A 25,923-nucleotide genomic window follows, 5' to 3' on the forward strand; every position below is an offset into this window, starting at 1 on the left:
CGCGCGCCTTTCGGCGGCCCGGGAAAAGACGCCCCCGCAGCCGCCGGGGTCCCGCGCCCGCCTGGTGCCGGTCACGGCACTAGACTCACCGGCCATGAAGAGCGAGCCGGTCGTCCAGATCCGCGGGCTGGTGAAGCGGTACGGCCGCAAGACCGCGGTGGACGGCCTCGACCTGAGCGTCCGCGCCGGTACGGTCACCGCCGTTCTCGGCCCCAACGGAGCCGGAAAGACCACCACCGTCGAGACCTGCGAGGGCTACCGCCGCCCGGACACCGGGACGGTGCGGGTCCTCGGCCTCGACCCCGTCGCGGACGCCGCCCGGCTGCGGCCCAGGATCGGCGTGATGCTCCAGTCCGGTGGTGTCTACTCCGGGGCGCGCGCGGACGAGATGCTGCGCCACATGGCGAAGCTCCACGCCCACCCGCTGGACGTCGACGCCCTGATCGACCGCCTCGGCCTCGGCAGCTGCGGCCGCACCACCTACCGCCGGCTGTCCGGCGGTCAGCAGCAGCGCCTCTCCTTGGCGATGGCCGTCGTGGGCCGCCCCGAACTGGTCTTCCTCGACGAGCCGACCGCCGGGCTCGACCCGCAGGCCCGCCGCTCCACCTGGGAGCTCGTGCGCGAGCTGCGCGCCGACGGGGTGTCCGTCGTCCTCACCACGCACTTCATGGACGAGGCCGAGGAGCTCGCCGACGACGTCGCCGTCATCGACGCGGGCAGGGTCGTCGCCCAGGACAGCCCCGAGGCGCTCTGCCGCGGCGGTGCCGAGAACACCCTGCGGTTCACCGGCCGCCCCGGCCTCGATCTGGGCTCCCTGCTCAAGGCACTGCCCGACGGCGCGGGGGCGGCCGAGCCCGCCCCGGGCACGTACCGCATCACGGCCGACGTCGACCCGCAACTGCTGGCCACCGTCACCTCCTGGTGCGCGCAGCACGGGGTGATGCCGTCCGGCATCTCCGTCGAGCGGCACACCCTGGAGGACGTCTTCCTCGAACTGACCGGCAAGGAGCTGCGCGCATGAGCGCCGGTACGTACGCCCCGCGGCCGGGCGCCGCCCCGCTCTCCCGCATGATCGCCGCGCAGACGGCGCTGGAGACGCGGATGCTGCTGCGCAACGGCGAGCAGCTGCTGCTGACCGTGATCATCCCGACGCTGCTGCTGGTGCTGTTCAGCGCGGTCGACATCGTGGACACCGGCGCGGGCCGGTCCGTGGATTTCCTGACGCCCGGCGTCCTGGCGCTCGCCGTGATGTCCACGGCCTTCACCGGCCAGGCCATCGCCACCGGCTTCGAGCGCCGCTACGGGGTGCTCAAGCGGCTCGGTGCCTCGCCGCTGCCGCGCTGGGCGCTGATGACCGCCAAGACCCTCGCGGTGCTGGTCACCGAGGTGCTCCAGGTGGTGCTCCTGACGGTGATCGCGTCCGCGCTGGGCTGGTCGCCGCACGGCGACCCGCTCGCCGTGGTGCTGCTGCTGGTGCTCGGCACCGCCGCGTTCTCCGGGCTCGGACTGCTGATGGCCGGGACGCTGAGGGCGGAGGCCACGCTGGCCGCGGCCAACCTGGTCTTCCTGCTGCTGCTGGTCGGCGGCGGGGTGATCGTGCCACTGGACAAGTTCCCGGACGCGGTGCAGTCGGCGCTCGGGCTGCTGCCCATCGCGGCCCTGTCGGACGGGCTGCGTGACGTTCTCCAGCACGGTGCCGGGATGCCGTGGGGCGATCTCGGCGTGCTGGTGGTGTGGGCGGTGCTCGGGCTGGGCGCGGCGGCGAAGTTCTTCCGCTGGGAGTGAGTCGGCGGCAGCGGGCCGGGACGCGCGCCCGGCGTGAGCCGCTGTGCGCGGCCTTCCGGCCGAGCGCCCCGAAGGGTGCTGCGGCAGCAGTTGCACGACGTACGCGGCAGCGCCCCGGAGCGTGCCGGGAGCGTCCCGCGCGTGTGCTCGACGTGAGCCCCCGGCAGCGCTCCGTCGACGGTTCGCACTACTCGTCCCCCCTCGTGAAAGCTTGCACAAGCCGCCGCCTACGATGGTGCGCGTGCCCAAGCTGACCCGAGCCGAAGTCGCTCAAGCCGTGCGGAATCCGCTTCGTTACATCGCCGAACGGTGGACGCCGACGGACCGCATCGTCCGCCGTGCCGCACTGTCGGCCGTACTCATGTCGGTCCTCATCGTCGTGACCGGCGGAGCGGTACGACTGACCGGCTCCGGCCTCGGCTGCCCCACCTGGCCCAAGTGCACCGAGGACAGCCTCACCGCGACGAGCGAGATGGGCTTGCACGGCGTCATCGAGTTCGGCAACCGCCTGCTGACGTACGTCCTGTGCGCGGCCGTCGGCTGGGCGATCGTCGCCGCCCGCTCGGCGAAGCCCTGGCGGCGCAGCCTCACCCGGCTCGGCTGGGCGCAGTTCTGGGTGGTCATGGGCAACGCCGTGCTCGGCGGCATCGTGGTGCTGGTGGGCCTCAACCCCTACACGGTCGCGGCGCACTTCCTGCTCACCACGGCGCTGCTCACCGTCGCGCTGGTGATGTGGCAGCGGATCGGCGAGGGCGATGAAGCGCCCCGGCCGCTGGTGGGCAAGGCGGTGTCCCAGCTGACCTGGCTGCTCGTGGTCGCCGCGGGGCTGCTGATCGCGGTCGGCACGGTCGTCACGGGCGCCGGACGGCACGCGGGTGACTCCAGCGACGTCCCCCGCATTCCGGTGGACTGGCAGATGGTCGCGCAGCTCCACGCCGACCTGGCCTGGGTCGTGGTGGCGCTGACCGTCGCCCTCTGGTTCGTACTGAAGGCCGTGGACGCGCCGGCCGGTCCGCGCAACCGGGCCCGTGACCTGTTCCTGGTGCTGCTGGGGCAGGGCGTGATCGGTTACGTCCAGTACTTCATGGACACCCCGGAGATCCTGGTCGGCCTGCACATGCTCGGTTCGTGTCTGGTGTGGATCGCGGTGGTGCGGGTGCTGCTGTCGCTGCGCGAGCGTCCGGTGGCCGCGACCGCGGCCCCTGGCCCCGCGGTCGAGGAGCCGGAGCCGGCCGCCGCGGGGTGAGCCGGGAGGGCAGGGGGTTGCTCGCCGTACGAGGAGCCGCTCGTCAGCCCTTGTCGGACGGGCCGCCCACCTGGATCCCGGCCATCCGCGTCCACTCGTACAGGCCGGTGCGGACCTTCGCCGCGAGTTCTCCGTCGAAGGACTCGTGCATCGTGATCCCGGCCTTCCGGGCGGCGCTCTCGGCGACCTCGTACGAGGGGGCGACCAGATCGCCCCAGCCGCCGTCCTCGCCCACGAGAACGATGCGGGCGCCCATCTGCCCGATGTAGGCGAGCTGCCCCTCCGCGCCGCCGTGCGCCTTGGAGAAGGCACCGATCTGCTTGGCGAGCCTGGCAGCCCTGCGCTCCGCGCGGGCCGCCCGCTTGCCGCTCTCCACCTGGGTCTCAGCCGTCTCTGCCATGGTCAGGATGCTACCCACGGGTAGATGGACGTGCGACGGGCGGGGTACGTGGCGTGGGCCACGTACCCCGCCCGTCGGCAGGCTTCGGCGAAAGGGGACCGCCCCGGGGGCCACCCCGGGAAGCGGGCTACCTCAGGAAGGGGTCGATCGCCACGGCGAGGAAGAGCAGCGAGACATAGGTGATCGACCAGTGGAACAGCCGCATCTCCTTGAGCTTCGCGCCGGTCACTCCCGCCTTGGCCCGGTTGAGCAGGGCGTGCGCCTCCCAGAGCCAGAAACCGCCGGTCAGCACCGCCACCGCGGTGTAGAACCAGCCGGTGTAGCCGAGCGGGGTCAGCAGCAGGGAGACGACCACCATCGCCCAGCTGTAGAGCACGATCTGGCGGCCCACCACGCGGTTCGACGCGATCACCGGAAGCATCGGGACCCCGGCGCGGGCGTAGTCGTCCTTGACCTTCATCGAGAGCGGCCAGTAGTGCGGCGGTGTCCAGAAGAACATCACGACGAAGAGGATGACCGCGGCCCACGACATCGAGTTCGTCACGGACGACCAGCCGATGAGGACCGGCATGCAGCCCGCGATGCCGCCCCAGACGATGTTCTGCGCGGTACGCCGCTTCAGCACCAGCGTGTAGCCCACGACGTAGAACAGCAGCGCGCCGAGCGCGAGCGCGGCCGACAGCCAGTTGACCAGCAGCCCGAGCCAGAGCGTGGAGACCACCGCCAGCACGATGCCGAACGCCAGGCACTCGCGCGGGCTCACCATGCCGGTGACCAGCGGACGCTGCGACGTGCGGTGCATCACCGCGTCGATGTCGCGGTCGATGTACATGTTCAACGCGTTGGCGCCGCCCGCGGAGAGGTATCCGCCGATGGTGGTCGTGAGCACGAGCCACAGATCCGGCACGCCCCGGGCCGCCAGGAACATCACCGGCACGGTGGTGATCAGCAGCAGTTCGATGATCCGAGGCTTGGTCAGCGCCACGAATGCCTTGACACGGGCCCCGAACGGGCGATGGGCCCCCGGGCTGAGAGTCAAGGCGACCCCTGCGGGTCGGGACTCGACGGCCGTCACGCACACCCCTGACAGAGAAATCCAGCAAGCTCCGGGTGTGAGGGCCCGGTAAAGACTTGCACGAACCAGACCACTGTAGACGTTGGGAACATGCCGTTCTTCGCGGGGGTCTGATCGTGTTGAAGTGGCACGCAAGCAGGGAATCGCGCCCGTCACGGCGATGCGGAGGCGGCGGCGCGAACCCCTCGCGGCGCCGGAGGAGGGCCACCGGAGCGGCGCGCTCCCCATACACCCGAGCGGCACCCGCCCCCGCGCACCCGGCGGGGACACGCCCGCCGGACCGGCACGCGGGCGGACGGTCCGGCGCACGCACCGGTACGGAACAGGCGCGCACGACGTCGCTCACGAAAGCGGCACACAAGCCGCGGACGCCGCCCCACCGGAGCGGGCGCGAAAGCGCGGAAATCCGTTCAGGGGGCGATACAGAAGCGCCCTTCCCCGCTCACCGGAGCAGCGCAGAAGTGAGCCCCCGCGCTCATACGGGAGGCGAACCCACCAGGCCGCCCGCACCCTGGAAAGCAGCGGAAAATACGCGTTCCGACGAAGGTAGGCTCGACCATCCCGGTGCGGTCACAGTCACCGGGATCCCCGGTGCGGTCACAGTCACCGGTTGACAACAGTGGAGAGGAGCCCTGACTCAGGGTGAGCACCAAGCCGACCACCACAGATCTCCAGTGGACCGAAGTGGACCAGCGGGCCGTGGACACCGCTCGCGTCCTCGCCGCCGACGCCGTGCAGAAGGTCGGAAACGGCCACCCGGGCACGGCGATGAGCCTGGCTCCCGCCGCGTACACCCTCTTCCAGAAGGTGATGCGGCACGACCCCGCCGACCCGGAGTGGACGGGCCGCGACCGGTTCGTGCTCTCTGCCGGCCACAGCAGCCTGACCCTCTACATCCAGCTCTACCTGGCCGGGTACGGCCTGGAGCTCGACGACCTCAAGTCCTTCCGGACCTGGGGCTCCAAGACCCCGGGCCACCCGGAGTACGGGCACACCGCCGGCGTCGAGACGACCACGGGCCCGCTGGGCCAGGGTGTTGCCAACGCCGTGGGCATGGCGATGGCCGCCCGCTACGAGCGCGGTCTGTTCGACCCGGAGGCGGCGCCCGGCACCTCCCCGTTCGACCACATGGTGTGGGTCGTCGCGGGCGACGGCTGCCTCCAGGAGGGCATCGCCGCGGAGGCGTCCTCGCTGGCGGGGCACCAGAAGCTCGGCAACCTGGTCGTGCTGTGGGACGACAACCACATCTCGATCGAGGGAGACACGCAGACCGCGGTCTCCGAGGACACCCTGAAGCGGTACGAGGCGTACGGCTGGCACGTCCAGCGCGTCGAGCAGCTGCCCAGCGGCGACCTGGACCCGGCGGGTCTGTACCGGGCGCTGGAGGCCGCCAGGGCCGAGACCGGGCGCCCCTCCTTCATCGCGGCCCGCTCGATCATCGCGTGGCCCGCTCCGAACGCCCAGAACACCGAGGCGTCGCACGGCTCGGCGCTGGGCGAGGAGGAGGTCGCCGCGACGAAGAGGGTTCTCGGCTTCGACCCCGAGAAGTCCTTCGAGGTCTCCGACGAGGTCATCGCGCACACCCGCAAGGCGCTGGACCGCGGCCGTGAGGCCCGGGCCGAGTGGGAGAAGTCCCTCGCCGCGTGGCGCACCGCCAGCCCGGAGCGCGCCGCCGAGTTCGACCGGATCTCCGCCGGCGAGCTGCCCGCGGGCTGGGAGGACAGGCTCCCGGTCTTCGAGCCCGGCAAGAGCGTGGCCACCCGTGCCGCCTCCGGCAAGGTGCTCCAGTCGCTCGGCGAGGTCGTCCCCGAGCTGTGGGGCGGCTCCGCCGACCTGGCGGGCTCGAACAACACGACGATCGACAAGACGTCGTCGTTCCTCCCCGTGGGCAACCCGCTGCCCGGCGCGGACCCGTACGGCCGCACGATCCACTTCGGCATCCGCGAGCACGCCATGGCCGCGGCCATGAACGGCATCGCACTGCACGGCAACACCCGTGTCTACGGCGGCACCTTCCTGGTGTTCTCCGACTACATGCGCAACGCCGTGCGGCTGTCCGCGCTGATGCACCTGCCGGTGACGTACGTGTGGACGCACGACTCGATCGGTCTCGGCGAGGACGGCCCGACCCACCAGCCGGTGGAGCACCTGGCCTCGCTGCGCGCCATCCCGGGCCTGAACATCGTCCGCCCGGCCGACGCCAACGAGACCGCCATCGCCTGGCGCGAGATCATGCGCCGCCACACCAAGGTGTTCGGCGAGGGGACCCCGCACGGTCTGGCGCTGACCCGCCAGGGCGTGCCGACGTACGAGGCGAACGAGGACGCGGCCAAGGGCGGCTACGTGCTCCTGGAGGCCGAGGGCGGCGAAGCCCGGGTGCTGCTGATCGGCACGGGCTCCGAGGTGCACCTCGCCGTCGAGGCGCGCGAGGAGCTGCAGGCGGCCGGCATCCCGGCCCGTGTGGTGTCGATGCCGTCGGTCGAGTGGTTCGAGGAGCAGGACCAGGCGTACAAGGACAGCGTCCTGCCGCCGTCGGTGAAGGCGCGGGTCGCGGTCGAGGCCGGTATCGGCCTGACCTGGCACCGGTACGTCGGGGACGCCGGCCGGATCGTCTCGCTGGAGCACTTCGGTGCCTCGGCCGACGCCAAGGTCCTCTTCCGTGAGTTCGGCTTCACCGGCGAGCACGTCGCCGCCGCAGCGCGGGAATCTCTCGCCGCCGCCGCGCGCTGACGCCCTTATAAGGACAAGTAGGAGATGCAATTCTCATGACAGACGCACTCAAGCGCCTCTCCGACGAGGGCGTGGCGATCTGGCTCGACGACCTGTCGCGCAAGCGGATCACGTCGGGCAATCTGGCCGAGCTGATCGACGAGCAGCACGTGGTGGGTGTCACCACCAACCCGTCGATCTTCCAGAAGGCGATTTCGAGCGGTGACGGCTACGAGCGGCAGCTGACCGACCTCGCCACCCGCAAGGTCACCGTCGACGAGGCCATCCGCATGATCACGACGGCCGACGTGCGGGACGCGGCGGACATCCTGCGCCCCGTCTTCGACGCCACGGACGGCCGGGACGGACGGGTCTCCATCGAGGTGGACCCGCGTCTGGCCCACCACACCGCCGCCACCGTCGCCGAGGCCAAGCAGCTGGCCTGGCTGGTGGACCGGCCCAACACGCTCATCAAGATCCCGGCGACGAAGGCCGGTCTCCCGGCGATCACCGAGGTCATCGGCAAGGGCATCAGCGTCAACGTCACGCTGATCTTCTCGCTGGAGCGCTACCGCGAGGTCATGGACGCCTACCTGGCGGGTCTGGAGAAGGCCAAGGCCGCGGGCCTGGACCTGTCCAGGATCCACTCGGTGGCGTCGTTCTTCGTGTCCCGGGTGGACACCGAGATCGACAAGCGGCTCGACACGATCGGCACCCCCGAGGCCAAGGCGCTCAGGGGCAAGGCGGCGCTCGCCAACGCCCGCCTCGCCTACCAGGCGTACGAGGAGGTGTTCGGCTCGGAGCGCTGGGCCGCCCTGGACAAGGCGCAGGCCAACAAGCAGCGTCCGCTGTGGGCCTCGACCGGCGTCAAGGACCCCGCGTACAAGGACACCCTGTACGTCGACGAACTGGTCGCCCCCGGCACGGTCAACACCATGCCCGAGGCCACCCTGGACGCCACCGCCGACCACGGGCGGATCACCGGCGACACCATCGCCGGCACCTACGAGCAGGCCCGTGCCGAGCTCGACGCCGTGGCGGAGCTCGGCATCTCCTACGAGGACGTCGTCCAGCTGCTGGAGGACGAGGGCGTCGAGAAGTTCGAGACGTCCTGGATCGACCTGCTCAACTCGACCGAGGCGGAACTCAAGCGCCTCGCCCCTTCGGAGGACTGACCACCTTGTCTGGTGTTCCCGGAGCCAACCCGCTTCGTGACCCCCAGGATCGACGGCTCCCGCGCATCGCGGGGCCGTCGGGCCTGGTGATCTTTGGTGTAACGGGCGATTTGTCCCGTAAAAAGCTGATGCCCGCGGTCTACGACCTGGCCAATCGCGGGCTGCTGCCGCCGGGCTTCTCGCTCGTCGGTTTCGCGCGCCGCGAGTGGCAGGACGAGGACTTCGCGCAGGAGGTCCACGACGCCGTCAAGCAGCACGCCCGTACCCCGTTCCGCGAGGAGGTCTGGCAGCAGCTCATCCAGGGGATGCGCTTCGTCCAGGGCAACTTCGACGACGACGAGGCGTTCGAGACGCTGAAGGCGACGATCCACGAACTCGATGCGGCACAGGGCACGGGCGGCAACTTCGCCTTCTACCTGTCCGTACCGCCGAAGTTCTTCCCCAAGGTCGTCCAGCAGCTCAAGAAGCACGGCCTGGCCGACCAGAAGGAGGGCTCCTGGCGGCGTGCCGTCATCGAGAAGCCCTTCGGACACGACCTGCGGAGCGCTCAGGAGCTCAACCGGATCGTGCACGACGTCTTCCCGCCCAACGAGGTCTTCCGGATCGACCACTACCTCGGCAAGGAGACGGTCCAGAACATCCTGGCGCTGCGGTTCGCGAACACGATGTTCGAGCCGATCTGGAACAGGTCGTACGTCGACCACGTCCAGATCACGATGGCCGAGGACATCGGCATCGGCGGCCGGGCCGGTTACTACGACGGCATCGGCGCGGCCCGTGACGTCATCCAGAACCACCTGCTCCAACTGCTGGCGCTGACCGCGATGGAGGAGCCCGGCTCCTTCCACCCGAAGGCCCTGGTCGCCGAGAAGCTCAAGGTGCTCGCGGCGGTGGAGCTGCCGGAGGACCTGGGCAAGCACACGGTGCGCGGCCAGTACGCGCACGCCTGGCAGGGCGGCGAGGAGGTCCGCGGCTATCTGGAGGAGGACGGCATCGACCCCGGGTCGACGACCGACACCTTCGCCGCGATCAAGCTGACGATCAACAACCGCCGCTGGGCGGGCGTGCCGTTCTACCTCCGTACCGGAAAGCGGCTCGGCCGCCGGGTCACGGAGATCGCGGTCGTCTTCAAGCGCGCCCCGTATCTGCCGTTCGAGTCCGGCGCGACGGAGGAGCTGGGCGGGAACGCCCTGGTCATCCGGGTCCAGCCGGACGAGGGCGTGACCGTCCGGTTCGGTTCCAAGGTGCCCGGCACCTCGATGGAGGTCCGGGACGTCACGATGGACTTCGCGTACGGCGAGTCCTTCACCGAGTCGAGCCCGGAGGCGTACGAGCGGCTCATCCTCGATGTGCTGCTCGGTGACGCCAACCTCTTCCCGCGGCACCAGGAGGTCGAGCTCTCCTGGAACATCCTCGACCCGATCGAGGAGTACTGGGCCGAGCACGGCAAGCCCGCGCAGTACCCGGCGGGCACGTGGGGGCCGGCCGAGGCGGACGAGATGCTCGCACGAGACGGACGGAGCTGGCGCCGGCCATGAAGATCGACCTCACGGAGACCACCTCCAGCAAGATCAACCAGGCGCTGGTGTCGGCCCGTCGTGCCATCGGCACCCCGGCCATCGGCATGGTGATGACCCTGGTCATCGTCACCGACGAGGAGAACGCGTACGACGCGCTCAAGGCGGCCGGTGACGCCTCGCACGAGCACCCCTCGCGGATCATCGCGGTGATCAAGCGGGCCGCCCGCTCGCCGCGCAGCCGCCGCGACGCCCGGCTCGACGCCGAGGTCCGGGTCGGCTCGGACGCGGGCACCGGCGAGACGGTCGTGCTGCGCCTCCACGGCGAGCTGGCCAACCACGCCCAGTCGGTGGTCCTGCCGCTCCTGCTGCCGGACGCCCCGGTCGTGGTCTGGTGGCCGCAGGACGCGCCCGCGGAGCCGGCGAAGGACCCGCTGGGCGCGCTCGCCCAGCGCCGGATCACGGACGCCTACTCGGCGGAGCACCCCTGCGACGAACTCGCCCTGCGCGCCCGGTCGTACGCCCCGGGCGACACCGACCTGGCCTGGACCCGCGTCACGCCGTGGCGCTCGATGCTGGCCGCCGCGCTCGACCAGCAGCACTCCGAGATCGTCTCGGCGACCGTCGAGGGCGAGTCGGAGAACCCGAGCTGCGAACTGCTCGCCATGTGGCTGGCGGACCGGCTCGGGGTCCCGGTCGAACGCACCCAGTCCGAGGGCCCCGGCCTGACGGCCGTGCGGATGGAGACCAAGAACGGTGTCATCGTCCTGGACCGGCCGGACGGGTCGATGGCCACGCTCTCGATGCAGGGCCAGCCGGACCGCGCGGTGGCGCTCAAACGGCGGGAGACCGCCGAACTGCTCGCCGAGGAGCTGCGGCGTCTGGACCCGGACAACACCTATGAGGCGACGGTGAGGTTCGGCGTGGAAAAGCTCGGCGGACCGGCGCAGCCGAAGCCCGCCGATCCGAAGCCGGCCGACCCGGAGCCCGACGCGTCCGCACCCGACCCTGCCCCCACGAAGAAGGCCGCGGCCAAGTCCCCGGCCAAGAAGGCGGCGTCGAAGTGAGTGCCCCTCAACTCGTCGTGCATCGCGACAAGGAGCTGATGGCACAGGCCGCCGCGGCCCGGCTGATCACGAAGGTCGTGGACGCCCAGGCCGCGCGCGGTCACGCCTCGGTGGTCCTCACCGGCGGGCGCAACGGCAACGGCCTGCTGGCCGCCCTCGCCGCCGCGCCCGCCCGGGACGCGATCGACTGGTCGCGGCTCGACCTGTGGTGGGGCGATGAGCGGTTCCTGCCGGAGGGCGACCCGGAGCGCAATGTCACGCAGGCCCGCAAGGCGCTGCTGGACACGGTGCCGCTGGATCCGTCGCGGGTGCACGCCATGCCCGCGTCGGACGGCCCCTGGGGCAACGACGCGGACGAGGCGGCGGCAGCGTACGCCGCCGAACTGGCCGCCGCGGCCGGTCCGGAGGACCACGGGCCGGTGCCCACGTTCGACGTGCTGATGCTGGGCGTCGGCCCGGACACGCATGTCGCGTCGCTCTTCCCGGAGCTGCCCGCGGTGCGGGAGACCGAGCGCACCGTCGTCGGTGTGCACGGCGCCCCCAAGCCGCCGCCCACCCGCGTCTCGCTGACGCTGCCCGCGATCCGGGCCGCGCGCGAGGTGTGGCTGCTCGCCGCGGGCGAGGACAAGGCCGAGGCCGCACAGATCGCGCTCTCGGGCGCCGGGGAGATCCAGGCCCCGGCGGCCGGGGCGTACGGACGCGCCCGGACGCTGTGGCTGCTGGACGCGGCGGCGGCCTCGCGGCTGCCGCGCGCCCTGTATCCGCCGGCCTCGTCCTGATCGGTCGTCCCCGCGGTCGTTCCCCGGTCGAGGCCGGGCCGAAGACGTACCGGGAGCGGGGCCGCACCGGGCGCTGCGTCCTCGCGGTCTCAGCCGGTCGGCGGGGTGCGTTCCAGGAAGGGCTCCAGCAGGCCCGGGACGGCCCGGGAGGCGAAGTCGAGGCCCTCGCTCGCGTCCGCGTCGTACGCCGTGTACGCGCCCGCCCCGGCGGCCGTGGTCGCGGCGATGTCGATCACACCGGCCCGCCGCTGGAAATACGTCTGCCGGACCGTCCAGCCGATGACTCCGGCCCGCTCCAGCGCGGCGGTGGAGCGTCGGATCGTGCCGGACCGGACCACCAGGTAGTCGCCGCTGAGCGCGTGCCCCAGGCCCCGATACGCGTCCCGGGCGAGGAACAGCCCGAGCGGCAGCCCCACGACCGCACAGGCGAGCGCCGCCCACAGCAGGACCGGGGTCAGCAGCAGCCCCGCCACGACCAGGGCGAGCACGGGAACGGCGACGGCCCACAGCGCCCGGCGCAGCCGCCGCCCGCGGGCCGCCACCGGGTGCCCGGTCAGCGCGGCGCCGGTCGGTGGGACGTCCTCGCGCAGGACGTCGGCGGCCACCACGTCGGCCACGGGCCGGGGCACGACGGGCAGCAGGGAGTCGTGGTCGCGGCTCTGCTCCTCGTCGTCCTTGGCGAGTCCGGTGGTGATCGCGTCGACCCGGGCGGCACCGAACATCCGGACGCCGAGCGGCTCGACGAGATCGACACCGCGCAGCCTGCGTTCCTCGATGGAGACGGAACGGGAGGTCAGCAGACCGCGTCGGATGCGCAGGGTGCCGCCCGGTTCGCGCTCCAGCCGGTAGTTCCACCACATCTCGATCCACAGGCCGAGCGCGCCGACGACACCGGCGGCCAGCACGGCGAGGGCGAGGACCCCGATCACGGCGGGCAGCGCGGTGTCCCGGAACCGGTCGCCGACCCAGTCGATGACCTTTCCCTGGGCCCCGAACCAGTCGCTGACCTGCATCACCGCACCGGCCGCCGCGCCGCCGAGCGCGGGGGCGACGAACGACACCGGTGCGTAGCGGATCCAGCGCGGATCCAGGACGGCGAGTTCGCCCTGGCGATGGGTGCCCGGGGCGCCCGTGTCCGCGCGTTCCAGCAGCTCGCGGCGGAGCCGTTCACCCTCCGCCCTGGCGACCGGGTCGAGTTCCAGGGTGGAGTCGCCTCCGGAGTGCTCGCCGGTGCCGATGCGGACGGTGACCAGGCCCAGGACCCGTTGCAGGAGATGAGCGGTGAGATCGACGCTGCGGACGCGCTCACGAGCCAGTGAGCGCTTCTTGACCACGAGCAGCCCGGTGTGCAGCTCGACCCGTTCGGCGCCGACGCGGTAGCGGGTGCGGCGCCACCGTGCGTAGTCGCCCGCCGCGGCGCAGCCGACCAGCGACGGCACACCGGCCGCGACCAGCGCCACCGCCACGCCGAACCCGAACCGCCCCGACAGCCCGAGCGTGACGGGCACGGCCGCACCGACCGCCACACCGGCGGTGAGCAGCGCGCTCACGAGGACCGTACGCCGGTCCAGGCGCCGCCAGTCCGCCCCGGCGGCCGTGGCCGTCACGACGCCGGTGCCGTCGTCGCCCGCTCCGGCCTGCGGAGCGGGCGCGTCCGTGCTCATGTGGCGTCCCCGGGGGTGTCCTGGGTGATCCGGGTGAGCCGGTCGGCCAGTTCGGCCGCCAGCTCGTGGCTCAGTCCCGCGATCCGCACCGCGCCCTTGGAGGAGGCGGTGGTCACAGTGACGGTGGCGAGCCGGTGGAGCTGTTCGAGCGGGCCGCGCACGGTGTCCACGGTCTGGATGCGGGACATCGGGGCGATCCGCCACTCCTGCCACAGGACGCCCGTCCTGACGTACACGGCTTCGTCGGTGACCTCCCAGCGGTGGGTGCGGAACCACCAGAGAGGGAAGAGGGCGGCGCAGCCGGTGCCGAGGACCGCGAGGACCGCGGCGGGCAGCAGCAGCCAGAACCTGGCGGGCTCGATGAGCACGCCCAGCACGACGAGGACCACCACCGGTGCCGCGGTCAGCAGCAGCCACTGGGCGCGCCACCAGCCGACCGCCCTCGGGTCCAGGGTGTTGTTCGGCGGCCTCAGCCGCACCGTCCGCTCCCCCACGCTCACCGGCTCAACGCCCCCTGCGGGCGCGGTACGCCCCGACGAGGGCCGCGGTGGAGCTGTCCAGCCGCTCGCCACCGCCGCCGTCGGTCAGCACCGGCTCGATCCTCTTGGCGAGGACCTTGCCGAGTTCGACGCCCCACTGGTCGAAGGAGTCGATGTTCCAGACGGCGCCCTGGACGAAGACCTTGTGCTCGTACAGCGCGACGAGCTGGCCGAGGACGGACGGGGTCAGCCGGTCGGCGAGGATCGTCGTCGTCGGGTGGTTTCCCTCGAAGGTCTTGTGCGGCACGAGTTCCTCGGCGACGCCCTCGGCACGGACCTCGTCCGGCGTCCTGCCGAAGGCCAGTGCCTGGGTCTGGGCGAAGAAGTTGGCCATCAGCAGATCGTGCTGGGCGGCCAGACCGGGCAGCAGGTCCTCGACCGGCTCGGCGAAACCGATGAAGTCGGCCGGGATGACCTTGGTGCCCTGGTGGATCAACTGGTAGTAGGCGTGCTGACCGTTGGTGCCGGGGGTGCCCCAGACGACCGGTCCGGTCTGCCAGTCGACGGGGCGGCCGTCGCGGTCCACGGACTTGCCGTTGGACTCCATGTCCAACTGCTGCAAGTACGCGGTGAACCTGGACAGATAGTGGCTGTACGGCAGCACGGCATGCGACTGGGCGTCGAAGAAGGCTCCGTACCAGACACCCAACAGGCCGAGCAGCAAGGGGGCGTTGGCCTCGGCAGGGGCGGTGCGGAAGTGCTCGTCGACGAGGTGGAAACCGTCGAGCATCTCGCGGAAACGGTCCGGCCCGACCGCGATCATCAGGGAGAGGCCGATGGCGGAGTCGTACGAGTAGCGACCGCCGACCCAGTCCCAGAACTCGAACATGTTGGCGGTGTCGATGCCGAAGTCGGCGACCTTGTCCGCATTGGTGGACAGCGCCACGAAGTGCTGCGAGACCGCTTCCTGACCGGCGTTCAGGCCGGTCAGCAGCCAGTTGCGGGCGGAGGTCGCGTTGGTGATGGTCTCGACCGTGGTGAAGGTCTTCGACGCGACGATGAAAAGCGTCTCGGCGGGGTCGAGATCGCGCACCGCCTCGTGGAGGTCGGCGCCGTCGACGTTGGACACGAAGCGGACGGTGAGCGAGCGGTCGGTGAAGGAGCGCAGCGCCTCGTAGGCCATGGCGGGGCCGAGGTCGGAGCCGCCGATGCCGACGTTGACGACGTTCCTGATGCGCTTGCCGGTGTGGCCGGTCCACTCCCCCGACCGGACGCGGTCGGAGAACGCCGCCATCTTGTCGAGCACGGCGTGCACGCCCGGCACCACGTTCTCGCCGTCGACCTCGATCACCGCGTCGCGCGGGGCACGCAGCGCGGTGTGCAGGACGGCGCGGTCCTCGGTGGTGTTGATCTTCTCGCCGCGGAACATCGCGTCCCTCAGCTCCGCCACTCCGGTGGCGGCGGCGAGATCGCGCAGGAGCCGCAGCGCCGTGTCGTCGAGGAGGTGCTTGGAGTAGTCGATGTACAGGTCGCCGACCTGGAGGGTGTATCGGCTGCCGCGTTCCGGATCGTCCGCAAAGAGCTGCCGCAGATGAGTTTCCCCGAGCTGCTCGCGGTGCTTGCCCAGAGCCGCCCATTCGGGGGTCCGGTTGAGACTGGTTCGGTTCGGTGTGTTCATCCCGGTTGTCGGCCCACTTCTTCTCGTGCTTGCAGATGCCCCGCCGACTGCCCAACCTAATTGATCGCAGGGGCCGACGAGGCGACGACGAGGTGCGGCACCGGTGGATGCACTCCGGCCGGGCCCCTGACGGGTACCCGGCCGGTGATTCTCAGATCTCGCCCCGGAGTTTCGCCAGGGCCTCGGCGAGGATGGCCTCGCCGTCGGCATCGCTGCGCCGCTCGCGCACATACGCGAGATGTGTCTTGTACGGCTCGGTGCGCGGCGGGTCGGGCGGGCAGTCCCGGTCCTGGCCGGCCGGGAAACCACAGCGCGGGCAGTCCCACGTCTCGGGTACCTGCGCGTCACTGGCGAAGCTCGGCTGCGTCTCGTGCCCGTTCGAGCACCAGAAGGAGATGCGAAGACGCGGCGCGGACTCGCCCCGCTCGGCCTCCCCCATCGGCCCCGCCCCGACCCGGCTCCCCCGGATCGCGTTGCCACTTGCCACGGTCGTAACTCCCCTGCGTGATGGTGCTCGAAGATGCCCCAGTCTACGTAAGGCCCAACGCGCGTCCAGTGAAAGGAGTTACACCCTCACCGGGATTCTCCTACGACGCGTCAGCTGTCCAGCTTGATCAGCAGACCGAGCACGACGATGCACGCGAACCAGAGCAGTCCCACGACGACCGTGATCCGGTCGAGGTTGCGCTCCGCGACCGAGGAACCACCCACGGACGACTGCATGCCGCCACCGAACATGTCGGAGAGGCCGCCGCCCTTTCCCTTGTGCATCAGCACCAGCAGCATCAGCAGCAGGCTGAAGACGATCAGGGCGATCTCGAACCCCAAAATCACGGCTGGTCCCTACTTTCCGGAGTCCTCTGGACTGCATGTGCGAGCAACGGGGGCCGGGGGGCTGTGCCCTTCCCGGCCCCCGCAAGGGTACGACGGATCCGCGCTACCGCATACTCACTGGTCGCGGAAGCGGATGATCTTGACGAACTCGTCGGCGTCGAGCGAGGCACCGCCGACCAGCGCGCCGTCCACGTCGGGCTTCTCCATGATCTCCGCGACGTTCCCGGACTTCACGGAGCCGCCGTACTGGATGCGGACCTTGTCGGCCAGCTCCTGGGAGTACAGCTCGGCGAGCCGGCCGCGGATCGCCGCGCAGACCTCCTGGGCGTCGTCGGCGCCACAGACCTTGCCGGTGCCGATCGCCCAGACCGGTTCGTACGCGATCACGATCGACTCGGCCTGCTCGGCGGGGAGGTCCTTCAGACCGCCGTCGACCTGGGCGAGGGTGTGCGGGACGTGGTTGCCCTCCTCGCGGACGGCCAGTTCCTCGCCGACGCAGAGGATCGGGGTCAGGCCGTGCTTGTAGGCGGCCTTCACCTTGCTGTTGCAGATCTCGTCGGTCTCCTTGTGGTACTGGCGGCGCTCGCTGTGCCCGACGGCGACATAGGTGCACTTCAGCTTGGCGAGCATCGGGCCGGAGATCTCACCGGTGTACGCGCCGGAGTCGTGCGCCGAGATGTCCTGGGCGCCGTACTTGATCCGCAGCTTGTCGCCGTCGACCAGGGTCTGCACGGAGCGCAGGTCGGTGAAGGGCACCAGGACGGCGACCTCGACGGCGTCGTAGTCCTTGGCGGCCAGGGCGAAGGCGAGCTTCTGGACGTGGGCGATGGCCTCCAGGTGGTTGAGGTTCATCTTCCAGTTGCCCGCCATCAGCGGGGTGCGGGTGGTCATGAGAGGTCAGTCCTCCAGAGCAGCGAGGCCGGGAAGCGTCTTGCCCTCGAGGTATTCGAGGCTGGCGCCGCCACCGGTCGAGATGTGTCCGAATGCGTTGTCGTCGAAGCCCAGGGTGCGGACGGCCGCGGCGGAGTCGCCGCCGCCCACCACGCTGAAGCCCGAGGAGTCGGCGAGGGCCTGGGCCACGGCCCGGGTGCCCTCGGCGTAGTCGGGGTGCTCGAAGACGCCCATGGGGCCGTTCCAGAAGACGGTGGCCGCGTCGGCGAGCTTCGAGGCGTACAGCCTGTTGGTCTCGGGACCGTTGTCGAGACCCATGAAACCGGCCGGGATGGCGTCCGCGGGCACCGTGCGGTGCTCGGTCGGGGCCTTGGCCTTGAGGTCGGGGAACTGCTCGGAGACGACGACGTCGACGGGGAGCACGAACTCCACGCCCTTGTCCTCGGCACGCTTCAGGTACTCCAGCACCGCCGGGATCTGCTCCTCCTGGAGGAGCGAGCTGCCGACCTCGTGGCCCTTGGCCTTGAGGAAGGTGTAGGCCATGCCACCGCCGATGAGGATGCGGTCGGCGCGCTCCAGCAGGTGGTCGATCACGCCGAGCTTGTCGGAGACCTTGGAGCCGCCGAGCACGACGGCGTACGGACGCTCGACCTTCTCGGTGAGCTTCTTCAGGACGCCGACCTCGGTGGCGATCAGGTCGCCGGCGGCGTGCGGCAGCCGGGCGGGGAGGTCGAAGACCGAGGCGTGCTTGCGGTGCACCGCGCCGAAGCCGTCACCCACGTACACGTCGGCGAGTTCGGCGAGCCGGTCGGCGAACTCGCCGCGCTCGGCGGCGTCCCCGGCCGTCTCGCCGGGGTTGAAGCGGAGGTTCTCCAGGACGGCGACCCGGCCGTCGGTGAGCGCGGCGACGGTGGCGCGCGCGGACTCGCCGACGGTGTCGGTCGCGAAGGCCACGTCGGCTCCGATGAGCTCACCGAGCCGGGCGGCGGCGGGCGCCAGGGAGAACGCCGGGTCGAAAGCGCCCTTGGGCCGGCCCAGGTGCGAGGCGACGACGACCCGCGCACCGGCCGCGACGAGCTTCTCCACGGTCGGCACGACGGCGCGGATGCGTCCGTCGTCGGTGATGGTGGTGCCGCTCAGCGGCACGTTGAGGTCGGCGCGGACGAATACGCGCCTGCCGGTGACCCCTTCGGCGAGGAGTTCGTCGATCGTCTTCATTCCTGCTGGACTCCTTGGAGGACGAGAGAACATGCGACGGGGCCCGAACGGCGCGCCAGTGCGCTGTTCGAGCCCCGTACTCACATCGAGGTGCCTGCCGACCTGGTGGTCAGAGCCGGCTGCCCACGAAGACGGTCAGGTCGACGAGACGGTTGGAGTAGCCCCACTCGTTGTCGTACCAGCCGATGATCTTGACCTGCGAACCTTCCGCCATGGTCAGCAGGGAGTCGAAGGTGCAGGACGCCGGGTCCGACACGATGTCCGAGGACACGATCGGGTCCTCGGTGTAGAACAGCTTGCCCTTGAGAGGGCCTTCCTCGGACGCCTTCTGGAAGGCGGCGTTGACCTCGTCGCGGGTGACCTCGCGGTCCAGCGTGACCACGAGGTCGATGACCGAGCCGGTCGGGACGGGGACGCGCATGGCGAGACCGTCGAGCTTGCCCTTGAGCTGAGGGAGCACCAGGGCGGTGGCCTTGGCGGCACCGGTGGTCGTCGGAATGATGTTCTGGGCGGCGGCACGGGCGCGGCGCAGGTCGGAGTGAGGGAAGTCCAGGATGCGCTGGTCGTTCGTGTACGCGTGGACCGTCGTCATCAGGCCCTTGACGATGCCGAAGCTCTCGTCCAGGACCTTCGCCATCGGCGCGACGCAGTTGGTGGTGCAGGAGGCGTTGGAGATGACGTGGTGGTTGGCCGCGTCGTACTTGCCCTCGTTGACGCCCATCACGATCGTGATGTCCTCGCCCTTGGCCGGGGCCGAGACGAGGACCTTCTTGGCGCCGCCTGCGATGTGCTTCTCGGCGTCCGCCTTCTTGGTGAAGATGCCGGTCGACTCGACGACGATGTCGACGCCCAGCTCTCCCCAGGGGATGTCCGCAGGATTGCGCTCGGAGAGGACCTTGATGGTGTGACCGTCGACGGTGATGCTGTCGGCGGTGTGGCTGACCTCGGCCTCCAGACGTCCCAGAATGGTGTCGTACTTCAGAAGGTGAGCCGTGGTCGCGGTGTCACCCAGGTCGTTGACAGCCACGATCTCGATGTCCGCCCCCTGCTTCAGCAGCGCGCGGAAGTAGTTCCGACCGATGCGGCCAAAGCCGTTGATGCCTACGCGGATCGTCACGAAACCGATCTCCTCGTCAGGTACGCCGGTTCCCAGGAACCGGTGAGTTGTATACGGATGTCCCCGACCGCCTCCGACCCTACCTCTCCGAGGAGCGGGGAGTGACATCGAACGGGTCCGGGCGAAACCGCGGGGGCCCGTACTCCTCGGTAGGAGTACGGGCCCCGGCGACATGGCCGCTCATCGGGCAAAAGTCACGGAGCGTCAATACACGTACGTGTACAGCCCGTTCCGCATTCAGCCGGTTTCTCGCCTTTCGGCTCACCCCACCAAGCGATTGTCAGGTCATCCCACGAGGCCGTCGGCGAGCTCGTCACTGAGAGTGGATTCGGTGCCCGGGATCCCCAGGTCCTGGGCCCTCTTGTCGGCCATCGCCAGCAGTCGGCGGATCCGGCCCGCGACCGCGTCCTTGGTCAGCGGCGGGTCGGCGAGCGCACCCAGCTCCTCCAGGGACGCCTGCTTGTGTTCCATGCGCAGCCGGCCGGCCGCGGCGAGGTGCTCGGGCACGTCGTCGCCCAGGATCTCCAGCGCGCGCCCGACCCTGGCACCCGCGGCGACCGCCGCCCGTGCGGAGCGGCGCAGGTTGGCGTCGTCGAAGTTGGCGAGCCGGTTGGCGGTGGCGCGGACCTCGCGGCGCATCCGCCGCTCCTCCCAGGCCAGCACCGAATCGTGGGCGCCGAGCCGGGTGAGCAGGGCTCCGATCGCGTCGCCGTCGCGGACGACGACCCGGTCCACCCCCCGCACCTCGCGGGCCTTCGCCGCGATGGAGAGCCTGCGCGCCGCGCCGACGAGGGCGAGCGCGGCCTCCGGACCCGGACATGTCACTTCCAAGGAGGAGGAGCGGCCGGGTTCGGTGAGCGAGCCGTGCGCCAGGAAGGCGCCGCGCCAGGCGGCCTCGGCGTCGCAGGTGGCCCCCGAAACCACCTGCGGGGGCAGCCCGCGGATGGGCCGTCCGCGACCGTCCACCAGACCGGTCTGGCGGGCCAGCTGGTCGCCGCCCGCCACGACGCGCACGACGTAACGGGAGCCGCGCCGCAGCCCGCCGGGGGCCATCACGATCAGCTCCGAGCTGTGCCCGAAGATCTCGAGGATGTCCCGCTTCAGCCGACGCGCCGCCATCGACGTGTCCAGCTCCGCCTCGATCACGATCCGGCCGCTCACCAGGTGGAGCCCGCCCGCGAACCGAAGGATCGCCGAGACCTCCGCCTTCCTGCAGCAGGTCCGGGTCACCGGAAGCCGGGACACTTCGTCCTTCACCGCCGGCGTCATCGCCATGGGCCGATCCTTCCATGCATCCGAAAAATACGGTCGTACGCGGCGGCCAACAGCTCCGGATCATGGATCGGAACGCCGTCGGGTGAGGCCACCGGCGCCAGCTCGACCGCGGCGCCGAGCCGCTTGGCGGCATCGACGAGAGCCTCGCGATCGGGCACGGCGGCTTCGTCGGCCAGCACCACGTCCATGGCGAGTTTAGGGGCGTGTCGTCCCAAAACCTCCAAATGACGCTGCGGGGAGAAGCCATCAGTTTCGCCGGGTTGCGGAGCGAGATTGAGCGAGAGGACCTTGCGGGCCTTGGTCTCGACCAGCGCGTCGAGCAGTTCCGGGACGAGCAGGTGCGGGATCACGGAGGAGAACCAGGATCCCGGGCCCAGCACCACCCAGTCGGCGTCCAGGACGGCGGCGACGGCCTCGGGGACGGCCGGCGGGTCGTTCGGGACGACGTGGACGGACTGCACCTCGCCCGGGGTCAGCGCCACCGTCGCCTGGCCGCACACCGTGTCCACGTCGTCCGGGCGGGCCGGGTCGTGTCCCCGTACGAGAGCCTGGAGCTCCAGCGGCACGGCGGACATGGGCAGCACCCGGCCGTGCGCCCCGAGGAGCTTGCCGACCAGGTCCAGGGCCTGGACGTGGTCGCCGAGCTGCTCCCACAGGGCGACGATCAGCAGATTGCCGACCGCGTGCTCGTGCAGGTCGCCCTTGGACTGGAAGCGGTGCTGAATGACCCGGGCCCACGTCTGCCCCCAGTCGTCGTCGCCGCACAGCGCGGCCAGCGCCTTGCGCAGATCGCCGGGCGGCAGCACGCCCAGCTCCTCACGGAGCCGTCCGCTGGAGCCGCCGTCGTCGGCGACGGTGACCACCGCCGTGAGGTCGCCGGTGATCCGGCGGAGCGCCGCCAGCGAGGCGGACAGCCCGTGGCCGCCGCCGAGGGCGACGACCTTGGGCTGCGTACCGCGTTTGCGGCCGGACAGCGCGGAGGTGGCTCTGCGCAGCCGGCGCAGGCGCTGGTTGCGGCTGGTCACTCGCGCCCCATGTCCCGGTGCACGAGAACGGTCTCGATCCCTTCGGTCGCGAGCCTGGCCGCGAGCTTCTCGGACATGGCGACCGAGCGGTGCTTGCCGCCCGTGCAGCCGACGGCGATCGTCACATAGCGCTTGCCCTCGCGGCGGTATCCGGCGGCGACGAGATGGAGCAGTTCCGTGTACTGGTTGAGGAACTCCTTGGCGCCGGGCTGGTCGAAGACGTAGGCGGAGACCTCCTCGTTGAGCCCGGTGAACGGGCGCAGCTCCGGGACCCAGTGCGGGTTGGGCAGGAAGCGGCAGTCGACCACCAGGTCGGCGTCGACCGGCAGGCCGTACTTGAAGCCGAACGACATCACCGTGGCGCGCAGCTCCGGCTCCTCCTCACCGGCGAACTGCGCGTCCATCTTGGCGCGCAGCTCGTGCACGTTGAGGCTGGAGGTGTCGATCACCAGGTCGGCGTCGCCGCGCAGCTCGCGCAGCAGGTCGCGCTCGGCGGCGATGCCGTCGACGATCCGGCCGTCGCCCTGGAGCGGGTGCGGGCGGCGGACCGACTCGAAGCGGCGGACCAGGGCGTCGTCGGAGGACTCCAGGAAGACGATCCGCCGCGTGACGTGCTTGGCCTCCAGGTCGGCGAGGGACTCGCGGAGGTTGTCGAAGAAACGGCGGCCCCGCACGTCGACGACGACGGCGATGCGCGCCACGTTGCCCTGCGAACGGGCACCGAGCTCGACCATGGTGGGGATCAGGGCGGGCGGCAGGTTGTCCACGACGAACCAGCCGAGGTCCTCCAGGCACTTGGCCGCGGTGCTGCGGCCCGCGCCCGACATCCCGGAGATGATCACCAGCTCGGGGATGGCCCCGTCGCCGTTGTCGATCGTGGTGCCCGTACTCACGTGTCCTGCTCCGTCTGTTCGGTCGGTGCCGCCGTGCTCGACCCGGTACTCGTGACCGGTCTTGCGCTGATTCTCGTGTTCGTGCTCGGTCATGTCGTGCTGCCCCCGTCATCCTCGTCGATGATCTCTCCGGTCGCCGTGTTCACGGCGGGCGCGGCCGGGGTCGCCGTGGCCAGGGCGACGGCCACCGACTCCGCCGTCCGGCGGCCTATGCCCGGGACCGCGCAGATCTCGTCGATTGTCGCCTGCCTGAGCTTCTTCACGGAGCCGAAATGCTTGATCAACGCCTGTTTCCGGGTCTCACCGAGTCCGGCGACGGCGTCCAGGGGACCGGAGCGGATGCGCTTGGCCCGCTTGGTGCGCTGGTACGTGATCGCGAACCGGTGGGCCTCGTCGCGCACGCGCTGGAGGAGGTAGAGGCCCTCGCTCGACCGGGGCAGGACGACGGGGTCGTCGTCGTCCGGCAGCCAGACCTCTTCGAGCCGCTTGGCGAGACCGCACACGGCGATGTCGTCGATGCCCAGTTCGTCGAGGGCTCGTTTCGCCGCCGCGACCTGGGGCTGCCCGCCGTCGACCACGACGAGCTGGGGCGGATAGGCGAACCGCTTGGGACGGCCGTCGTCCTCACGGGGCTCGCTCCCCGGATCGGGCACGGCGTCGGGGGCGACGTCATGCACGGGGCCGGTGCCCGGCACGCAGCCGACGGGACCGACTGCCGACGGCAGGCCGTCCGGGGACGGGGCCGCGGGATCCGCCGCTGCGCGGCCGTACGGGGTCGGGGCGAGACCGTCCGGAGTTGCGGCGCGGTCCGTCGGGGCGGGTGTCTCCTCCCACTCCCCCGTCCGCTCCTTCTCCTGGAGGTACCGCTTGAAACGGCGGCCGATCACCTCGTGCATCGACCGGACGTCGTCCTGGCCCTCGAAGCTCTTGATCTGGAAACGGCGGTACTCGCTCTTGCGGGCCAGCCCGTCCTCGAAGACGACCATGGAGGCGACCACGTCGTCGCCCTGGAGGTGCGAGATGTCGTAGCACTCGATACGGAGCGGGGCGGTGTCGAGGCCGAGCGCCTCGGCGATCTCCTCCAGGGCGCGGGAGCGGGTCGTCAGGTCGGAGGCGCGCTTGGTCTTGTGCAGCGCCAGGGCCTGCTGGGCGTTGCGCTGGACCGTCGCCATCAGGTCCTTCTTGTCACCGCGCTGCGGGATGCGCAGGCTGACCTGGGCTCCCCGGCGGCCGGCGAGCCACTGGGAGACCGCGTCCGGGTCCTCGGGCAGGGCGGGGACGAGGACTTCCTTGGGGACGGCGTCGCCCGTCTCCTCGCCGTAGAGCTGTTGCAAGGCGTGTTCGACCAGACCCGAGGTGTCGACGTTCTCGACCTTGTCGGTGACCCAGCCACGCTGCCCGCGCACCCGGCCGCCTCGTACATGGAAGATCTGGACGGCGGCTTCGAGCTCGTCCTCGGCGACCGCGATCAGGTCGGCGTCGGTGGCGTCGGCGAGGACGACCGCGCTCTTCTCCATGGCCCGCTTGAGGGCCTCCAGGTCGTCGCGGAGCCGGGCCGCCCGCTCGTACTCCATCTCCTCGGCCGCCGCCATCATGTCCTTCTCCAAGCGGCGGATGTACGTGCCGGTGCGGCCGGCCATGAAGTCGCAGAAGTCCTCCGCCAGTTCGCGGTGCTCTTCGAGGGTGACCCGGCCGACGCAGGGGGCCGAGCACTTGCCGATGTAGCCGAGGAGGCATGGCCGGCCGGTCCTGGCCGCGTTCTTGAACACCCCGGCGGAGCAGGTGCGCACCGGGAAGACCCGGAGCATCAGGTCGACCGTCTCGCGGATCGCCCAGGCGTGCCCGTAGGGGCCGAAGTAGCGCACGCCCTTCTTCTTGGAGCCGCGCATGACCTGGACACGCGGGAATTCCTCGTTGAGCGTGACCGCGAGGTAGGGATAGCTCTTGTCGTCGCGGTACTTGACGTTGAACCGGGGGTCGAACTCCTTGATCCAGGAGTACTCCAGCTGGAGCGCCTCGACCTCCGTGGAGACGACGGTCCATTCCACCGACGCGGCCGTGGTGACCATCGTGCGGGTGCGCGGGTGGAGGGCTGCCAGGTCCTGGAAGTAGTTGGCCAGACGCTGGCGCAGGTTCTTGGCCTTGCCGACGTAGATCACCCGGCGGTGCTCGTCGCGGAATCTGTAGACCCCCGGGGAGTCGGGGATCTGTCCCGGCTTGGGTCGGTAGCTGGAGGGGTCTGCCATGTGTCCCACCCTACTTGCGGGCAGTGACAGCAGGGCCTGCCCGGACACGACCCTTCGCCCGGCGCTGTTTCCGGGACCGGCAGGCGTTCACCGGACCGGGCGGGCCGGGACGGGGCCCGGATCGGCCGGGTGGGGGCGGATCTCCGGGCCCCCCGCCGGTGCGCCCGGGGGCGCTCCGGCCGCATCCGGCCGCGGCGGGTCTCAGGACTTGGGGCCGGCGATGAGCTTGCCGCCCTCGACCCTGACCGGCACCTCGGGCAGCGGCGCGGTCGCCGGGCCCTTCGTCGCCGTGCCGGTCGTCGTGTCGAAGCGGCTGCCGTGGCAGGGGCAGTTGCCCACGTTGTCCTCGACCTTGTCCAGCACGCAGCCCCCGTGGGTGCACTGGGCGCTGAACGCCTTGTACCGGCCCTTCGCCGGGCAGCTGACGACGACCCGCTGCTCGCGGTAGAGCTTGGATCCGCCGACCGGGATCTCTTCCGGCGCTCCGAGGTCGACGGGGGCGGTGGGCGTCGGCGGCCCGGCGTGGCCGAGCACCGATTCGGTCGAGCAGGCGACCGCTCCCAGCCCGGCGACGCCGGCGAGAGCGGCGCCCTTCAGCACGGTACGACGGGCGGCGGGCTGGCCGGACATGCGGTCTCCACTGGTCGGAGGGGCGAAATCTGCGGAGGTCGCCCGACGACGGGGACACGGGAGTACGGGAGGTACGCGGGCATCGGCGCCATCGGTGACGGAACCGACGATACCGGCGAAGACCGAGCGGCCGACGCGCGGGCTGCCCGAGACCGGTTCCCGCTGGTCAGGGGCGGTTGCCGGACATGGCTCGGTACGAATGCCGCCGAGCCAAGGCGAC

23 protein-coding genes are annotated in these 25,923 nt (G+C 70.9%); 8 read left to right on the forward strand and 15 right to left on the reverse strand.

All coding sequences use genetic code 11. From position 1 onward, the window contains the following. Positions 1-94: 94 nt before the first annotated feature. The 3 genes from ACGF2V_RS06105 (at position 95) to ACGF2V_RS06115 (ending at position 3,031) form a co-directional block, all read left to right on the forward strand. Entirely contained in the window at positions 95-1,021 is a 927-nt protein-coding gene (locus tag ACGF2V_RS06105) for an ABC transporter ATP-binding protein (protein WP_362703767.1), read from the forward strand. Beyond that, positions 1,018-1,785 carry an ABC transporter permease gene (locus ACGF2V_RS06110; protein ID WP_362621422.1) on the forward strand — a complete coding sequence of 256 codons (768 nt, stop codon included), beginning with the start codon at positions 1,018-1,020 and terminating at the stop codon, positions 1,783-1,785. The genes ACGF2V_RS06105 and ACGF2V_RS06110 overlap by 4 nt, the downstream gene beginning before the upstream one ends. A gap of 232 nt (positions 1,786-2,017) precedes the next feature. Continuing rightward, positions 2,018-3,031, forward strand: a complete 1,014-nt coding sequence (locus ACGF2V_RS06115) for a COX15/CtaA family protein (protein WP_362703770.1) — start codon at positions 2,018-2,020, stop codon at positions 3,029-3,031. 43 nt (positions 3,032-3,074) lie between these two features. On the opposite strand, the gene ACGF2V_RS06120 is transcribed toward ACGF2V_RS06115, so the two are convergent. After that, positions 3,075-3,431, reverse strand: coding sequence for a hypothetical protein (locus tag ACGF2V_RS06120; protein WP_362703773.1), 357 nt, complete (start codon positions 3,429-3,431; stop codon positions 3,075-3,077). A 127-nt stretch (positions 3,432-3,558) separates the two neighbouring features. Then, positions 3,559-4,512 carry a heme o synthase gene (locus ACGF2V_RS06125; RefSeq protein ID WP_362621425.1) on the reverse strand — a complete coding sequence of 318 codons (954 nt, stop codon included), beginning with the start codon at positions 4,510-4,512 and terminating at the stop codon, positions 3,559-3,561. 636 nt (positions 4,513-5,148) lie between these two features. Between ACGF2V_RS06125 and tkt the strand changes: the two genes are divergently transcribed. From tkt to pgl, 5 genes are read left to right on the forward strand one after another with little or no spacing between them, the layout of a single operon-like run. Continuing rightward, complete coding sequence (tkt, locus tag ACGF2V_RS06130) at positions 5,149-7,236, forward strand: transketolase (protein ID WP_362703776.1); 2,088 nt, start codon at positions 5,149-5,151, stop codon at positions 7,234-7,236. Between the two features lie 35 nt (positions 7,237-7,271). Continuing rightward, entirely contained in the window at positions 7,272-8,390 is a 1,119-nt protein-coding gene (gene tal, locus ACGF2V_RS06135) for a transaldolase (protein ID WP_362703779.1), read from the forward strand. A gap of 5 nt (positions 8,391-8,395) precedes the next feature. Further along, the gene (gene zwf / locus ACGF2V_RS06140; protein WP_362621429.1) at positions 8,396-9,928 is read left to right on the forward strand and encodes a glucose-6-phosphate dehydrogenase; all 1,533 of its coding nucleotides are present in this window, start codon (positions 8,396-8,398) and stop codon (positions 9,926-9,928) included. After that, a complete protein-coding gene (gene opcA / locus ACGF2V_RS06145) occupies positions 9,925-10,974 on the forward strand; it encodes a glucose-6-phosphate dehydrogenase assembly protein OpcA (RefSeq protein WP_362621431.1) in 1,050 nt (349 codons plus the stop codon). The genes zwf and opcA overlap by 4 nt, the downstream gene beginning before the upstream one ends. Continuing rightward, positions 10,971-11,753, forward strand: a complete 783-nt coding sequence (gene pgl / locus ACGF2V_RS06150) for a 6-phosphogluconolactonase (RefSeq protein ID WP_362703783.1) — start codon at positions 10,971-10,973, stop codon at positions 11,751-11,753. The genes opcA and pgl overlap by 4 nt, the downstream gene beginning before the upstream one ends. 89 nt (positions 11,754-11,842) lie before the next feature. On the opposite strand, the gene ACGF2V_RS06155 is transcribed toward pgl, so the two are convergent. The 13 genes from ACGF2V_RS06155 to ACGF2V_RS06215 all read right to left on the reverse strand — a co-directional run bounded on the left by ACGF2V_RS06155 (position 11,843) and on the right by ACGF2V_RS06215 (position 25,703). Continuing rightward, a complete protein-coding gene (locus ACGF2V_RS06155; protein ID WP_362628742.1) occupies positions 11,843-13,417 on the reverse strand; it encodes a PH domain-containing protein in 1,575 nt (524 codons plus the stop codon). Next, positions 13,414-13,917 (reverse strand): PH domain-containing protein, encoded by a 504-nt coding sequence (locus tag ACGF2V_RS06160; RefSeq protein ID WP_362628745.1) that lies wholly within the window; start codon positions 13,915-13,917, stop codon positions 13,414-13,416. The genes ACGF2V_RS06155 and ACGF2V_RS06160 overlap by 4 nt, the downstream gene beginning before the upstream one ends. Positions 13,918-13,921: 4 nt before the next feature. Continuing rightward, positions 13,922-15,574, reverse strand: a complete 1,653-nt coding sequence (pgi, locus tag ACGF2V_RS06165) for a glucose-6-phosphate isomerase (protein WP_362628747.1) — start codon at positions 15,572-15,574, stop codon at positions 13,922-13,924. Between the two features lie 151 nt (positions 15,575-15,725). Continuing rightward, the gene (locus tag ACGF2V_RS06170) at positions 15,726-16,061 is read right to left on the reverse strand and encodes an RNA polymerase-binding protein RbpA (RefSeq protein ID WP_073788610.1); all 336 of its coding nucleotides are present in this window, start codon (positions 16,059-16,061) and stop codon (positions 15,726-15,728) included. A gap of 110 nt (positions 16,062-16,171) precedes the next feature. Further along, positions 16,172-16,408 carry a preprotein translocase subunit SecG gene (secG, locus tag ACGF2V_RS06175; RefSeq protein ID WP_351524541.1) on the reverse strand — a complete coding sequence of 79 codons (237 nt, stop codon included), beginning with the start codon at positions 16,406-16,408 and terminating at the stop codon, positions 16,172-16,174. A 114-nt stretch (positions 16,409-16,522) separates the two neighbouring features. After that, on the reverse strand, positions 16,523-17,299 hold the full coding sequence (tpiA, locus tag ACGF2V_RS06180; protein WP_362703786.1) for a triose-phosphate isomerase: 777 nt from the start codon (positions 17,297-17,299) through the stop codon (positions 16,523-16,525). Between the two features lie 6 nt (positions 17,300-17,305). Beyond that, the gene (locus ACGF2V_RS06185; RefSeq protein ID WP_362703789.1) at positions 17,306-18,517 is read right to left on the reverse strand and encodes a phosphoglycerate kinase; all 1,212 of its coding nucleotides are present in this window, start codon (positions 18,515-18,517) and stop codon (positions 17,306-17,308) included. A gap of 109 nt (positions 18,518-18,626) precedes the next feature. Further along, the gene (gene gap / locus ACGF2V_RS06190) at positions 18,627-19,634 is read right to left on the reverse strand and encodes a type I glyceraldehyde-3-phosphate dehydrogenase (protein WP_362628758.1); all 1,008 of its coding nucleotides are present in this window, start codon (positions 19,632-19,634) and stop codon (positions 18,627-18,629) included. Between the two features lie 285 nt (positions 19,635-19,919). Further along, positions 19,920-20,909, reverse strand: a complete 990-nt coding sequence (whiA, locus tag ACGF2V_RS06195) for a DNA-binding protein WhiA (RefSeq protein ID WP_362628760.1) — start codon at positions 20,907-20,909, stop codon at positions 19,920-19,922. After that, on the reverse strand, positions 20,900-21,934 hold the full coding sequence (gene yvcK / locus ACGF2V_RS06200; protein WP_362628763.1) for a uridine diphosphate-N-acetylglucosamine-binding protein YvcK: 1,035 nt from the start codon (positions 21,932-21,934) through the stop codon (positions 20,900-20,902). Before yvcK ends, whiA begins: the two co-directional genes overlap by 10 nt. Then, positions 21,931-22,920, reverse strand: coding sequence for an RNase adapter RapZ (gene rapZ, locus ACGF2V_RS06205; protein ID WP_351524546.1), 990 nt, complete (start codon positions 22,918-22,920; stop codon positions 21,931-21,933). Before rapZ ends, yvcK begins: the two co-directional genes overlap by 4 nt. Then, on the reverse strand, positions 22,917-25,073 hold the full coding sequence (gene uvrC / locus ACGF2V_RS06210; protein ID WP_362703792.1) for an excinuclease ABC subunit UvrC: 2,157 nt from the start codon (positions 25,071-25,073) through the stop codon (positions 22,917-22,919). The genes rapZ and uvrC overlap by 4 nt, the downstream gene beginning before the upstream one ends. Positions 25,074-25,274: 201 nt before the next feature. Next, a complete protein-coding gene (locus ACGF2V_RS06215; protein ID WP_362628768.1) occupies positions 25,275-25,703 on the reverse strand; it encodes a Rieske (2Fe-2S) protein in 429 nt (142 codons plus the stop codon). Positions 25,704-25,923: the final 220 nt, after the last annotated feature.

Source organism: Streptomyces sp. NPDC047982, from assembly GCF_043204165.1.
In the GTDB taxonomy this organism is placed as follows: Bacteria; Actinomycetota; Actinomycetes; order Streptomycetales; family Streptomycetaceae; genus Streptomyces.

Excerpts from the sequence above, each read along its gene's own strand:
- ACGF2V_RS06110 (WP_362621422.1), top strand. The coding sequence starts at position 1,018 with ATGAGCGCCGGTACGTACGCCCCGCGGCCGGGCGCCGCCCCGCTCTCC.
- tal (WP_362703779.1), top strand. The coding sequence starts at position 7,272 with ATGACAGACGCACTCAAGCGCCTCTCCGACGAGGGCGTGGCGATCTGG.
- tpiA (WP_362703786.1), bottom strand. The coding sequence starts at position 17,299 with ATGACCACCCGCACCCCGCTGATGGCGGGCAACTGGAAGATGAACCTC.
- ACGF2V_RS06115 (WP_362703770.1), top strand. The coding sequence starts at position 2,018 with ATGGTGCGCGTGCCCAAGCTGACCCGAGCCGAAGTCGCTCAAGCCGTG.
- ACGF2V_RS06215 (WP_362628768.1), bottom strand. The coding sequence starts at position 25,703 with ATGTCCGGCCAGCCCGCCGCCCGTCGTACCGTGCTGAAGGGCGCCGCT.
- opcA (WP_362621431.1), top strand. The coding sequence starts at position 9,925 with ATGAAGATCGACCTCACGGAGACCACCTCCAGCAAGATCAACCAGGCG.
- ACGF2V_RS06120 (WP_362703773.1), bottom strand. The coding sequence starts at position 3,431 with ATGGCAGAGACGGCTGAGACCCAGGTGGAGAGCGGCAAGCGGGCGGCC.
- ACGF2V_RS06155 (WP_362628742.1), bottom strand. The coding sequence starts at position 13,417 with ATGAGCACGGACGCGCCCGCTCCGCAGGCCGGAGCGGGCGACGACGGC.
- whiA (WP_362628760.1), bottom strand. The coding sequence starts at position 20,909 with ATGGCGATGACGCCGGCGGTGAAGGACGAAGTGTCCCGGCTTCCGGTG.
- uvrC (WP_362703792.1), bottom strand. The coding sequence starts at position 25,073 with ATGGCAGACCCCTCCAGCTACCGACCCAAGCCGGGACAGATCCCCGAC.
- ACGF2V_RS06185 (WP_362703789.1), bottom strand. The coding sequence starts at position 18,517 with ATGAAGACGATCGACGAACTCCTCGCCGAAGGGGTCACCGGCAGGCGC.
- ACGF2V_RS06105 (WP_362703767.1), top strand. The coding sequence starts at position 95 with ATGAAGAGCGAGCCGGTCGTCCAGATCCGCGGGCTGGTGAAGCGGTAC.
- pgi (WP_362628747.1), bottom strand. The coding sequence starts at position 15,574 with ATGAACACACCGAACCGAACCAGTCTCAACCGGACCCCCGAATGGGCG.
- rapZ (WP_351524546.1), bottom strand. The coding sequence starts at position 22,920 with ATGACCGAGCACGAACACGAGAATCAGCGCAAGACCGGTCACGAGTAC.